Annotated in this window: 12 protein-coding genes; all 12 read right to left on the bottom strand. The window is 44.9% G+C overall.

Annotated elements, in window-relative coordinates:
- Window positions 1-16 precede the first annotated feature (16 nt).
- Entirely contained in the window at window positions 17-895 is an 879-nt protein-coding gene (locus FMS18_RS05500) for a sulfotransferase family 2 domain-containing protein (protein ID WP_163292748.1), read from the bottom strand.
- 34 nt (window positions 896-929) lie between these two features.
- A complete protein-coding gene (locus FMS18_RS05505; RefSeq protein ID WP_163292749.1) occupies window positions 930-1,790 on the bottom strand; it encodes a polysaccharide deacetylase family protein in 861 nt (286 codons plus the stop codon).
- Window positions 1,790-3,217: a hypothetical protein gene (locus tag FMS18_RS05510; RefSeq protein WP_163292750.1), complete on the bottom strand. Its 1,428-nt coding sequence runs from the start codon at window positions 3,215-3,217 to the stop codon at window positions 1,790-1,792. The genes FMS18_RS05505 and FMS18_RS05510 overlap by 1 nt, the downstream gene beginning before the upstream one ends.
- 66 nt (window positions 3,218-3,283) lie before the next feature.
- Window positions 3,284-3,805, bottom strand: coding sequence for a GNAT family N-acetyltransferase (locus FMS18_RS05515; RefSeq protein WP_163292751.1), 522 nt, complete (start codon window positions 3,803-3,805; stop codon window positions 3,284-3,286).
- An 8-nt stretch (window positions 3,806-3,813) separates the two neighbouring features.
- Window positions 3,814-4,893, bottom strand: a complete 1,080-nt coding sequence (locus tag FMS18_RS05520; RefSeq protein WP_163292752.1) for an N-acetylneuraminate synthase family protein — start codon at window positions 4,891-4,893, stop codon at window positions 3,814-3,816.
- Window positions 4,890-5,777, bottom strand: coding sequence for a sugar nucleotide-binding protein (locus FMS18_RS05525; RefSeq protein WP_163292753.1), 888 nt, complete (start codon window positions 5,775-5,777; stop codon window positions 4,890-4,892). The genes FMS18_RS05520 and FMS18_RS05525 overlap by 4 nt, the downstream gene beginning before the upstream one ends.
- Window positions 5,767-6,549 carry an NTP transferase domain-containing protein gene (locus tag FMS18_RS05530; RefSeq protein WP_163292754.1) on the bottom strand — a complete coding sequence of 261 codons (783 nt, stop codon included), beginning with the start codon at window positions 6,547-6,549 and terminating at the stop codon, window positions 5,767-5,769. The genes FMS18_RS05525 and FMS18_RS05530 overlap by 11 nt, the downstream gene beginning before the upstream one ends.
- Window positions 6,550-6,555: 6 nt before the next feature.
- Complete coding sequence (locus FMS18_RS05535; RefSeq protein ID WP_163292755.1) at window positions 6,556-7,875, bottom strand: aminotransferase class III-fold pyridoxal phosphate-dependent enzyme; 1,320 nt, start codon at window positions 7,873-7,875, stop codon at window positions 6,556-6,558.
- 69 nt (window positions 7,876-7,944) lie between these two features.
- Complete coding sequence (locus FMS18_RS05540) at window positions 7,945-8,844, bottom strand: aldo/keto reductase (protein ID WP_163292756.1); 900 nt, start codon at window positions 8,842-8,844, stop codon at window positions 7,945-7,947.
- Entirely contained in the window at window positions 8,832-9,998 is a 1,167-nt protein-coding gene (pseC, locus tag FMS18_RS05545) for a UDP-4-amino-4,6-dideoxy-N-acetyl-beta-L-altrosamine transaminase (RefSeq protein WP_163292757.1), read from the bottom strand. Before pseC ends, FMS18_RS05540 begins: the two co-directional genes overlap by 13 nt.
- A gap of 8 nt (window positions 9,999-10,006) precedes the next feature.
- Window positions 10,007-10,999, bottom strand: a complete 993-nt coding sequence (gene pseB / locus FMS18_RS05550; RefSeq protein WP_163292758.1) for a UDP-N-acetylglucosamine 4,6-dehydratase (inverting) — start codon at window positions 10,997-10,999, stop codon at window positions 10,007-10,009.
- 12 nt (window positions 11,000-11,011) lie between these two features.
- Window positions 11,012-12,721: an ABC transporter ATP-binding protein gene (locus FMS18_RS05555; RefSeq protein WP_163292759.1), complete on the bottom strand. Its 1,710-nt coding sequence runs from the start codon at window positions 12,719-12,721 to the stop codon at window positions 11,012-11,014.
- Window positions 12,722-12,729: the final 8 nt, after the last annotated feature.

Here is a 12,729-nt window from a genome sequence, read left to right on the forward strand (position 1 = left end):
TAGCTTAAGGAATTAATTATTGTGGTAATTCATAACTATAGCCAAGCAAATCAAAATCTTTTTTATAGATTTCGTAAACTTTTGCCTGAAGTTCATCTGTATAAAAACTCATGAGCCTGCTTGGTTTTGTAGCATTAACTTTTTGAGTAATAGAATTGAATGCATTTTCACTGGCGTTGATTTTTTTCAATACGAATGCATAATCTCCATTGAAGTTTTCAATTTTACCCACGAAATCATATTCAATCAGGGGATGGAACATAGCTATGTGCTGCGGCCACCAGTGCCTGTCGAAGTAGGTAGAATCATCTTTATGTTCATAGAGAAAGTCAACAAGCTGGGCAAAGCTGTATTTTCTTATGTCTCTATAGTAGCCGATATTATGAATGATGGACGATTTATCTTGAATCCTGTTTTTCCATGCGGAGACTAGTCTACTGTACGGGTTTCTTACAAATGTGAATTTAAAGTAGGATGGATCTGCAATTAGTGAAGTTATTTCCTTTTCAATCTTAATTTCTTTTTCAACATGTCCATACCAGTGATCTCGATACCACATGTATTCTTCCCTATTGGAAAATTTTTTCCCCGTAAGCTCTTCTATCGCAGTCTGTAGAACTTTTGATGACGCATTCTTACCAATGTTTACAAAAAGCATTTTGTTTTTTTTGCTTACTTTAATATGTCCGCTGACATCAGAGTACAAAGAGTATTTGTAGTTGCCGAGTACCATGTTGCTTCTTATGTATTCCCCAATCTCTGTCTCGGCAATTTCATTGCATCTTGGGTCCAGAAAAAAAGTATCTTTTATCTTGCGCCGAAGCATAACCAGATTAAATGGAACTGATTTGCAGAAAAAATCAACGAATGGAGTGTTGTTTTGTGTATCGTTCATAGTGTGTCTTTATATGACGCCCGCTAGACGTTCGTTAGTTTATAATGTTTTTATATAATACAGTTTGGATATCGTTGTTAGAAAGAATACTGAGTATTTCCTCAAGCTTGTTGTCTTCGACGATGTCGTATGGATCAAAGTAATGCGTCAAAAAAAGATCATATCTGGAAATGAATTTTATTGTCTCCTGAAATTCATCAATAAAAAGTTCATTACTGCCGAGAAACGGATTCTTTTTTCTAAGCATGTTCCACGAGTCAAAGATGGCTAAGGGATAGTTCAGGCTGCATCCTGTCGGTATTTCGATAATTCCGTGTGAATGCTCGGTCGGGAAGCCGTACCCCTTGAAGGCGAACGCTGCGGTTGAGCTACTGTATTTGTAGCCAAGTTCTGCCAGTATGGGATATACGCTTTCGGTATGAAGGCTCCCGTAGTGAGGGGTTCTGAATCCCACACATTCAATTCCAAGTATGGATTGAAAGGTTTCGTGGGCTCGTTCTATCTCTTCTATCTGCTCAGCGTAGGAGAGCTTATTGAAGTAACGTTCCGGTGCCCAGTGCGGGTTGTCTGGATGGGTGTATGTGTGGTTGATGATTTCGTGGCCTTCATCAACAGCACGTTTGTGTATTTCCGGATATTTTTCAACAAACTTTCCAATGACGGCAAAGCCGGCCTGAATGTCATGTTTTTTCAGTTTATCCAGAAGCTCAGGGAATACCTCGAGATCTTTTTCAAAGTCAAAATCGAATGTTAAGGCATATGCGGCCTTGCCGAGCAGGTTGTTCTGCTTGCGCATATAGCGGACAAAGAACTCTTGTGGGCAAGTATAATGTATTATTTTTCTTGCTATGAATGCAAGGTATCTATTTTTAAATGGCTTTATCGGCAGGTTCATTACAGGGCTCCGGATTCATACAAAGCGATTTCATCTTTAATAGCCTGTGCTGTGATTATTCCGCTTCCTTCTCTTTCTTCGAAATCCTTAAAAGTTTCGTACTGAGGGTGATCATATGTTGCCTGGTACATTGCGGCTACGAACTTCACAAGCTCATCGTGATCAACAGACAGGTCATCAAGGACATCCCAGAGCTGGGAGGGAGTTTCAATTTTTACTGTGTTTTTACACAGATTAAAAAAGGGATCTCCTAGGCAGACAACAGGAACACCGGTGCCGAGGCTTTCAAGGCCGGGAGATGTTGCGGTCGCAACTACAACAGCTGTACTTCTGGTGATGATTTCCCTTGTCGGAAATGAGGGAGGCAGCATTACTACATTGGGTAATTGGCTTAATTCCTTGTAAAATTTAGGTTCCCTGTTCCCGTAGCAGATAGGGTGTTCCTTGACCGCTACCGTGTATCCATATTTCCCATGGATTGCTATCTGCTCAATCAGGTGTTCCTGATTTGCAAATTCAGGAACCTGAGAGCACATTGAAGCTTCAGGAGTAAGCTGAAGGAAATATGAAATGATTTTTCCTTTAGGCAACTCATTTGTGAAATATTTTGCTGAAAGAAGTCTGTTCTTCAGCCTGATAAATGCCGGAGCTAAAGAATCGCCTTTGAGCATCCTTTTGGTCTTATCTATGATCTGCGAAAAAGTATATTTAGGAAGTATTGTCGCCAATTCATTATGGTAATTGTCATACTTGGTGTTGGGTTTTTCTTTTTCATATTTGGCGATAGCCTGTTCTGCCCAGCGTATGCTTTCTTCATTCAATTTGTTGGAGTGATACACATGATCGATCTTGGGACTTCTCCGGTGTTGCCCGGTAACAATGCGCAACCTGAGTTCGCCGCCAATGGGATTAACCTCATGCGCAAACGCCTGTTTGATTGTTTTGTTTCTAGCCATACCGTCAAGGATCATGGTGTCGGTAAGGTCTATTGTTTCAAAGAATGCATAATCAATATTATGTCTTTTTATGATTTTACTTAAGTACTCATACTCAATCAGGAGGCGTTGAGGGATAAGCTCGTTGTACGATTCGTTGTTGGTATTGCTCGGTTTTGATATGTAGCGTCTGACAAATTTATCATAAAGCAGATAGTTGATGTTAAACTGATAACAGTTTGTACCAAGCTCTTTTTCAATTTTTTCAATTTTCGAAGCAGGGGGCGAGTCCATTTGCGAACAAATATTGATAATCTCATCTGTGTTGTACCACGGCTCAATGGTGACACCGTCAATGTTGTCGTATGTATCTTGATTGTGCCTGCTTGTCACAACTATAATGTTGTGGTCTTTAACAAGTTCCCTGACAGCCTGTATAAAAAATAAATCACATCTTTCGCGGCTGATGAAGAGTATATTCTTCCTGTTCATTACTATGCTCCGTAAATATATAAATTAAATGCTGACCGGTGAAATTATATTTCAAGGTGTGTGCATTTAAACTTTATCGTTAAAAAATCCCCAAAACAGGGAATCTGTCCATTCACCATTGGTGAAATGGGTCTTTTTATGGCGGCCTTCAAGCTCAAATCCGAGCTTAGTGAACATTTCAGTTTTTTTGGTATCAAAGGCGTAGATCTCAGCCCAGACCTTCACCAGATTGAGTTCTTCGAATCCATACTTGATCAGGGTTTTTGAGGCGTCCACAGCATAAACATCATCGATATAAAGGTCGTCAGCACCGATGTAGATCGAAAAGTCGGCATTGCGGTTGACAAAGTCTATGTAGCAGAGTCCGCAGGCACCGAGCAGCCTCCCGGAGCGGTCAAGGATGGAAAACATTCTGGTTCCGGGGTCGTTCATGACCAGCTTTTCATACCAGTTCTGCTGGTGGGCCCAGCTTAATTCCCTGTATTCCCTGAAATAAACGCGGTATTCAGGGCGGTTCCGCCATTCCATAAGCTGCTTTAGATCAGCTCTTTCAATGGCTCTTAAAATAGTGTGTTCACCGGTAAGCATAAAATCCCCTATGCGTTGAAATCGTCCTCGTAGAGGGCGTCTCCGCTACTTTTGGTTGCGGCCAGCTTTTTGCCGATGAGTTCTTCTTTCATATAAGGAGGAAGGCTTCCTTCGGGAGCAGGGCGAAGTTCAATCAGGTCTTCGGCGGTAATTACGTGTCCGGCGGGCAATTCCCCGGTAGTCCTGATGCATCTGCGTTGAAGCACAACAGTTTCTTTTTCGTTGTCTTCCACAACCTTGATGCCGGAACCCATTGCGAGCCTCATTTCCTCAGAACGGTCAACCATAGTCCGCCAGTCTGCGGGAATCATGGAGAAGGCATGGTCCGGCCCTTCGCGGTCATTATCATCTGTGAAATGTTTTTCAACAACCCTTGCGCCAAGAGCAACTGCACCCAGAACAGAGCTGTCACCTTTGGTATGGTCGCTTAATCCGAGGACCAGTTCGGGGTACATTTCCTTGAAAGTGTTGAGCACGTTGAGGTTTATATATTTGAAGTTCTCAACAGATCCGGTGTAGTTGGTATTACACTGCATAAGCACAACATCTTTGGTGTGCTTGAGAATGGCAGACATAGCTCTTTCCACATCGTCAATGTCAGACGCGCCGGTTGCCAGAAATACTGGTTTGCCCTTGGTGGACATGTATTCAATCAAGTCTGTGTATGTAATATCGCCGGAGCCGATTTTGTAGGCCAAAACATGCTCGTGAACTGAGTCCACGAGTTCTTTTGAGTAGGGGGAGGTGAAGAAGTCTATCTTGGCTTCGTCGCATGTTTTTTTCAGTTCAACGTTCCAATCTGTGTTGATGGCAGCGTCTTCATAAGTTTCATAAACAGATTTTTTCCATTTTTTCTGGTGGGACTGCTGAGTTCCAATATCTTTGAACCCGTAGTCACTGACAATGGTTTTTGCTGCAAAATGCTGAAATTTGGCAGCATCTGCACCCGCTTCGGCTGCTTTCCAGATAAGTTCTTTTGCCCGTTCAAGGTTTCCATCATGGTTCGCGGCAATGTCTGCAATGAAGTAGACAGGGGAATCTTTTGAGATTTTAGTCGGTCCCATGAAAATTTCTTTATTGTACTTCATATGGCAACTCCATTGTTCTGATAATGTTTGCAAAGAGTTTCGAGAACCTTTTTAAGGTCCGGGAGTTTATAGCCAAGCAGTTTCTCAGCTTTGGAAACGTCCAGACCGAGGCTTTCGTTGCGGATGACACCGTTGGCCTCCTTCGGCATCGGTCCGCATTTGGCTCTATCGGTCGAAAGGTCTAGCTTTTCAGCCAGAGCTTTGATGAAAAATTCTTTATTCGTCACCTCTGAACTGGCAACGTTGAATACTCCTGTCGCATTTTTATTCAGCAGGTCAAGCAATATTTCCGTAAAATTGTACACATCAATGCTTGATGTGTAGAAATTCTCATAAAGTGTAATGGCTTCCTGATTTTTTAAAGCTGAAATTACCCATTCAACAAAGGTGTTTGCTTTTTTTTCGGCCCTGAATCCTACGATATTTGTCCTTAAAACAAGAGCGTTTTTGTTTTGGAGCGCAAACTGCTCTCCGATGAACTTTGTGGCAGCGTACTCATTACAAAGATTGAGGGCTGCATGTTCATCATGTTTTGCCGCACCATCTCCTGTAAAATAGTGGTCTGTTGAAATATAAATATATTTTGTTTTACTGCTCGTAGCGTATTCTGCAAGCTTGCGCGAGACCCGTGCATTGCATTCGTAGCTATGGCCGGGGTTGCTTTCGCAGTAGGCCAGATCTACAATTGCCACCGTATTGATGATGGTGGCGGGATTAACCGTAGCCAGTGCTTTTCTCAGCTGCTCGTCATCCGTGACATCGATGCATATGTCCGCATCGCTACGGGCTGCACCCTGTACAGAATATCCATTGGCTTTAAGCCCGGTCATGAGTGCGGAGCCGAGCATGCCGGTGCTGCCCAGAATCAGGAAATCAGTTTTCATGTCCGGCTCCTGTGCGTAGTTCCGCTTCCTCGGCAAGTGATTTTGCCAAACCTTCGTCCCGATTGATGTGTGCGTTTATGTGCTGCAATTCCGGGGTCCGTTCAACAAGATCAATAATATCTTGCATCCTGAAATCCGGATTTACGGGCAGCAGTTCTTCAATCACCTTTTTGATGAATGTGAAATCTTCCGGGTCATCCACGGTCCAGCGCATGTGTGAATAATCTGCGTTGTTAGTCCATGATCCCATTTTGAAATCATCAGGATTGTCCTTGATGTACAGGGTTACATGTTCTCTTTGTGAGGGCAGCTTTGCTTTTTCATATGCCTCGGTCAGAGCCTGCATGCTGATTATTTCCGCATCAAGGCCGTCGGGAAGGCTTGCTTGCAAACAATTGGATGCATAATCGTATCCGTCCTGAAAGTAGAAGTCTGCAAGAGTATCAAGCATGTCAGGATCGATTACAGGGCAATCCCCTGTTAAACGCATAACGTGCTTACACTCATGTTCAGAGGCAGCTCCGTAGTAGCGTTTGAGGACATCGTTTTCGTCACCTCTGAAGACAGCAACACCGAGTTCGCGGCCCAGCTTTGCAGTAGGGTCGTCTTCCTTGTTCGTTGTGGTCGCCAGAACCACTGAGTCGATATGTTTAGCCTTAAGGACCCTTTCAATCATGATTTGCAGGAGTGGTTTTCCCGCCACCTGCATCAGGATTTTTCCCGGGAGCCGGGTCGAGGTCATTCTGGCCTGAATAATTGCTGTTATCTTCATGGCTGACTAGGTGATCCTTTTAAAGCCAGTGCCGGATTTGCGTCCTTCCATACGTTCGTGAACATCACCCTTTTCCATCGCTTCAGCGATGGTTTCAAAGCTGCGGGTGGTCGCTTCAAGGTACTTGTCCACTTCTTCAAAAGTATGGGCGAACATGGAGTAGTAAATATTTGAAGCGAGGAACCCTTCGTCGCGCATCTGCTGGATGTGCAGTGCCTTGAGGGAGAGAGGGTCTTCCTCTTCGAAGTTAAAGTGGCTGAGCGGGGGAATTCCTCCGCAATGGACTTTCAGGCCAGTCTTCTCTGCGGCGTTCTGCCATCCGGTCTGGATTCTGGTTCCCAGGTCTACGAGATGCTCATGTACATTGTTCTTGATGAATTTCTGTATTGTTGCCAGCGCGGCGGCGGGACCGACTCTCTCTGTCCAGTTGGTGCTGCTGATGAAAGTTTTCTGGGCAGCTTCCATGACTGATTTTTTTCCGATAATAGCAGACATGGGATATCCGTTGCCTATGGCTTTTGAAAAAACAGCCATATCCGGTTCGCAGCCGAGAATGAGGTGGCTGCCGCCGGGACATATCCTGAATCCCGCAGAAATCTCATCAAAAACAAAAACAGCCCCGGCTTCTTTGGCCAGTTCTTTAACTTTGTTCAAGAAACCATCTTCAGGATGGATGTTCCTGATTGGTTCCATGACCACGGCCGCTATTTCTCCTTTGTTCTGAGCGAGAATTTTTTCCAGTTCTTCTGGTTTATTGTATCCGAAGGGTAGTGCTGTTCCGGAAAGCTGGCTGGGAACTCCGGCAGGTTCAAGACCCGGTATGAGGTGCCCTTCAAGGGCGTTGTCTGTTTTCAGGTTGGCTGCAAGGTACCAATCATGCCATCCGTGGTAGCCGCAGAAAGCGATTTTATCACGTCCGGTGCTGGCCCTTGCGATTCTGACAGCAACAGCCATGGCTTCTCCGCCTGTGCGGGCATACCGGACCATATCCGCCCAAGGGTGGATTTCGCAAAGCAGTTCCGCTAATTGGATTTCTTCATAGCAGTTTAGCGATGAGGCAACCCCGTTTTGAATGGCCTTAATAACCGCGCCGTCAACATCCGGGTCGTTGTAGCCCAGCACGCAGGCTCCGATGGCAGAAATGCTCATGTCTGTATACTGGTTGCCATCGAGGTCCCAGACTTGAGATCCGGAGGCCTTGCTGTAATACGCGGGCCAGACCCCCTGTGAGAACATATCAGGCCGTTTGGAAAGCAGCTGGGTCATTCCGGGAATTCTTTCTTTGGCTTTTTCTTGAGCTTGTAGTGATAAATTAAAATTCTTCATGTCTTCACCTGTCTTTCAATGCAGGGCTGATCCCTGAATTGTATTTTGTAGTAGAAATATATTTAAATATTAGGTCCATAAAACCGGGTTGACCAGTTTTTCCGGGACAGAGTCAAAGGTTGAACGAATTTTGTGCATCAGGGAGCCTGGGCAATCCTGAGTGAAGGATTTAATATTTTCTTCCATTTGCTCCGGCAGTTCCGCTCCAACTAAAATTTTTGCTTTTGGATAAGCTTTTGCTGCGTAACTTAAGGCCAGCTCTTGCACTGAAATTTCGGCTTCCTGAGCTATTTGCGAAACTTTTTGAATATAGGGAGCGGCAAACTTTAAGTGCTCAGGGAGTTCTTCGGCATTCATGAAAATCAGTCCCTGAAGGAAAACTGAACGTACGTAGATAACTTTTCCTTTCTTGCAGGCAAGGTCGAAAATACCTTCTTTTTCAAAGCGATGGTCAAGAATACTAGAAGGGACTTGAATCAGATCCACTCCGTCTGTCTCGATAGCCAGCCGAGCATTGGCCGGGGAGTAAACTGAAATACCGATTTTATCGACCAGTCCCTTAGTGCGAATTTCTTCGGTCTCCACCCCGACACCTTTGTTCCATTCAGGGAGAAATTCCTCTTTATGGATCATGTAGCCGTAAAATTTGTCGAGATTCAGGTTGGTAAGGGAGCTACGGACACTCTTTTCCATATTGCCTGGCTGCAACAGATTTATTTTCGGGTCCGGCTTACTGATGATTTTTGCTTCCCCGGATTGGTCCAGCTGTTTTAGAATTTCACCGAGTAGCGTTTCGCTATTGCCGTAGATCTGTGCTGTATCAAACTCGCGTCCACCACTCTCCCATGAGATGGCGACAATATTTTCAGCCAGCTCCCGGCTTGGCTGTCCGGTTTTGTTGGCAATACCGTAACTCATTCCGAGCTGGGCTGTGCCAAGCACAAGGCGTGACATATCTATTTTTGACATTGTTGTCCTTTAGCAGTCGCAATGGCTGATTTGACCGTTTTAACGACCCGTTCGATGGCGGCGTTGTCCATGTCAGGAAATATGGGCAGTGAGAGAATTCCTTCGTATGCTTTTTCAGTTACGGGACACATCCCTGACTTCGTCTTATAGTTTTTCTCGTAATAAGGGTGAAGATGAACCGGAATGTAGTGAACCTGTGCACCAATCCCGTGTTCCCGGAGGTAGGTAAATACGCTGCGACGTAGTTTCTCCCGCCCTTCTCCTTGCAAGTTTATTACGTAAAGGTGATACGCATGCTTGGTCTCAGTTTTGCTGCCAATTATTTTTATTTCATTCACATCAGCGAATGCCCGATCATATTCATGGGCTATTTTGCGCCTGCGCTCCAACCACTGTGGTAATTTCTTTAGCTGACTAAGTCCTAAGGCGCACTGGATATCCGAGATTCTGTAGTTGAAACCGAGATCATCCATTTCATAAAACCAGTCCGGACGCTCTTTGAAATCGGCATTTATACCGTGGTTTCTGAATCGAAGCATACGTTTGCGGTATTCCGGATTTTCGGTGACAGCCATACCGCCTTCAGCGGTAGTAATATGCTTTACCGGGTGAAAGCTGTAGGTCGTAATATCCGCTAGTGAACCCACAGGAGAGCCACTATAGCTCCCACCGAAACTGTGACAGGCGTCTGCCGCAAGGAATAGTCCGTGCTTGTCTGCGATTTTACGCAGGGCATTGTAGTCGCAGGGGTGACCTGCATAATCTACAGTGATGATTCCTTTGGTCTTTGAGGTGATTTTCTTTTTTACCTCGACAGGATCAATGAGCAGGGTATCCGGGGCAACATCGGCAAAGACCGGAGTTGCTCCCATATATGCCACGCAGTTTGCTGTGGCGGCAAAGGTCATGGGCGGCAATATGACCTCATCGCCTTCCTTGATGTTGAAAGCGAACATTGCCGCATGCAGCGCAGCAGTTCCGCTGCTGACCGCAACGCCGTATTGAACTCCTGAAAGCCGGGCAACAGCCTCTTCGAATTCGTCGACTTTGGGGCCGGTCGTCAGCCACCCGGAGGTAAGGGCATCAGCAACAGCCTTAAGATCCTGCTCATCAACAGATTGGCAGCCGTAAGGAATGTTTTTGGTGTTGCCCACAACTACCTCTATTTATCGATTTTCAGGGTTGAAACCATTTTGATGAGACCTTCTTCGTCAACCCAATCAACGTTGCTGTCTGAGGTATATTCAAAACCTTCTGCAACAGGAGTCCCGCCGATCATCTCAGCGTGGGTAGCCATAAATTGGGAGTCAGGTTTGATCACGTAGTAACCGTCAAACTCTGCGGTATTACGGGCATCGTCAGCGGAAATCATCATTTCATGCAGCTTTTCTCCGGGACGGATACCGATGACCTTTTGTTCGCAATCCGGCCCCATGGCTTTTGCTAGATCGGTAATTTTCATGCTCGGGATTTTCTGGACGAAAACTTCACCGCCGACCATTTTTTCAAACCCGTCCAGAACAAACTGGACTGCATCTTCAAGGGTGGTCCAGAATCTGGTCATACGCGGATCAGTTATGGTCAGGGTTCCGGTTTCCTTCTGTTTCTGGAAAAGGGGTACAACACTGCCGCGGCTGCCTACCACGTTTCCGTAGCGGACAACGGCGAACTTGGTATCACCGGAAGCGGCGTAGAGGTTGCCGGCAACAAAAAGTTTGTCAGAGCAGAGTTTGGTAGCTCCATATAGGTTCACAGGGCTAACCGCTTTATCGGTGCTGAGCGCGATAACTTTTTTAACTCCCACATCGATAGCGGTGTTGATAAGATTCTGGGCTCCGATGACGTTGGTTTTAATGGCTTCAAAGGGGTTGTACTCGGAAGCGGGGACCTGTTTCATGGCTGCTGCATGGATAACGTAATCGACTCCCTTGAAGGCACGGTAAAGTCTTTCCTTGTCACGTACATCACCGATGAAGTAGCGCATGCAGGGAAATTCTGTGTCGGAGAATTTACGTGACATTTCATACTGTTTGAATTCGTCACGGCTGTATATGATCAATCTTTTGGGAGAGTATTTTTCCAGGATCATTTTTACACATTTGTGCCCGAAAGAGCCTGTTCCGCCGGTAATCAGAATACTTTTATCATTAAACATTATATTCTCCTCTTAACCCTTGAGGGTGTTTTTATCTTCAATAAGGCGTATGCCTTTATCTTCAATTTTATACACTTTGTCGCACTGCTCAATGGTTGAGAGCCGATGTGCGATAATAATTAATGTTTTGCCTTTGCTGACTTTGAAAATATGGTCCATGATCCGTTTTTCCGTCTGACTGTCCAGAGCGGATGTTGCTTCGTCTAGAACCAGCAGGTCCGGGTTACCGTATATGGCCCGGGCAATGGCAATCCTCTGCTTCTGTCCCCCTGAAAGTTGTGACCCGTCTTCGCCGACCGGGGTATTAATTCCTTCGTTTTGTTCAAGGAAAGGGCTCAGCTCGGCCTTGTCGAGAGCCTCTTTTATCTGTTGTTCATTATGGTCGCGGCCAAAGGTGACGTTTTCAGCAACGGTCGAGTCAAAAAGATATATTGATTGCGGGATGTAGCCGATTTTTTTGCGCCATGAGAGCATGTTTGTTTCAGTCAGGCCGTTGTCGTCAACATCTATGTTTCCGGAGAAGGAGGTGTACATTCCGATTATAATATCTGCAAGCGTGCTTTTGCCTGCTCCACTTTCTCCGATCAGGGCTATTTTTTCACCTTTTTTGATGTTCATGTTGATATTTTTAAGCACCAAATCATCGGTATAGCCGAAGCTCATTTTGCGGATATTGATCTGTTCATTGAATTCAAGAGGATCACTACCCAGTTTATGAGTGGCTATGTTGAGGTCGTCATGGAGCAGCTCAATGCTCTTGGTGTAATAGAGCATGTTGTTGTAGCTGCTTAATATGCGGTTTACTGAGGGCAGCATGCGATACATGGCCAAGGCAAACAGAGAGACCACCGGAATGATAGTTGCGACATTTTGCCCATGCATGAGCGCATAAATAAGTGCGGCAATGAGCAGGGAAAAGCCGATACTTTCAAGCGAAAGCCTGGGCACTGTGTTGTAGGTATTGTTCATAACCATGGCGTTGACGTAGCCTTGTCCTGATTTGTGCAGGGCTTTGACAGCGGTCTCCTCTCCGGCCATGAGCTTAATGAATTTCAGGTTGCTTAGTGTTTCACTGATTGTACGGTAGTAAATTTCCTGAAAATGGTTGCGCTTGAGTCCTTCTTTTTTGATTAATCTTGAAATAATTTTAACCAATAGAAGGATCATCAGACCAAGTAGCCCTGTTAAAGCAAAAGTTACTTTCCAGTTTACTGCCAGCAGGGCGGTATATAGAAAAGATGAAACAAAAAGTTCAGAGATCAGCAGCAGCAGTGAATAAAAGAACATGGCTGCATTGTTGGTTTCTGTAATCAGTTTTTTTGAGAGGTCTGAACTGTTTCTGGTGGTCATATCCTGATATTTGATATGAACGTAGTTGGAAAATATTTTCGTAGCCAGAGAGATAAATACGCCCTGTGAATATCGCTGGATAAAGTACATGTAACAGAGGTTGAAAATTCCTCTTGAAACATAGAAAGCGATGAGCACGAATCCGAAAGTGACGACAAAGGATTGTACATCGCTGAATCCGAAAAGAGTGTAGGCGTAATGATAGTATTTATTGTCTGTCACCAACGAAAAGTCGCTGGCAACGGAAATAAAAGGCAGAATGGCTGAAATGCCTACAGTCTCAATTCCTGAGATAAGGATGGACAGCACAACCAGTCCGAAAATGCTTCTTTTCTGAGCTGTATTTAAGAGTCCTTTGATCTTTTTGATCATGATAGAAG

This window comes from Desulfovibrio sp. JC022 (assembly GCF_010470665.1).
Taxonomy (GTDB): domain Bacteria; phylum Desulfobacterota; class Desulfovibrionia; order Desulfovibrionales; family Desulfovibrionaceae; genus Maridesulfovibrio.

Bases quoted from the DNA above. Each gene is read 5' to 3' on its own strand.
- FMS18_RS05500 (WP_163292748.1), bottom strand. From the start codon at position 895: ATGAACGATACACAAAACAACACTCCATTCGTTGATTTTTTCTGCAAA.
- FMS18_RS05505 (WP_163292749.1), bottom strand. From the start codon at position 1,790: ATGAACCTGCCGATAAAGCCATTTAAAAATAGATACCTTGCATTCATA.
- FMS18_RS05510 (WP_163292750.1), bottom strand. From the start codon at position 3,217: ATGAACAGGAAGAATATACTCTTCATCAGCCGCGAAAGATGTGATTTA.
- FMS18_RS05515 (WP_163292751.1), bottom strand. From the start codon at position 3,805: ATGCTTACCGGTGAACACACTATTTTAAGAGCCATTGAAAGAGCTGAT.
- FMS18_RS05520 (WP_163292752.1), bottom strand. From the start codon at position 4,893: ATGAAGTACAATAAAGAAATTTTCATGGGACCGACTAAAATCTCAAAA.
- FMS18_RS05525 (WP_163292753.1), bottom strand. From the start codon at position 5,777: ATGAAAACTGATTTCCTGATTCTGGGCAGCACCGGCATGCTCGGCTCC.
- FMS18_RS05530 (WP_163292754.1), bottom strand. From the start codon at position 6,549: ATGAAGATAACAGCAATTATTCAGGCCAGAATGACCTCGACCCGGCTC.
- FMS18_RS05535 (WP_163292755.1), bottom strand. From the start codon at position 7,875: ATGAAGAATTTTAATTTATCACTACAAGCTCAAGAAAAAGCCAAAGAA.
- FMS18_RS05540 (WP_163292756.1), bottom strand. From the start codon at position 8,844: ATGTCAAAAATAGATATGTCACGCCTTGTGCTTGGCACAGCCCAGCTC.
- pseB (WP_163292758.1), bottom strand. From the start codon at position 10,999: ATGTTTAATGATAAAAGTATTCTGATTACCGGCGGAACAGGCTCTTTC.
- FMS18_RS05555 (WP_163292759.1), bottom strand. From the start codon at position 12,721: ATGATCAAAAAGATCAAAGGACTCTTAAATACAGCTCAGAAAAGAAGC.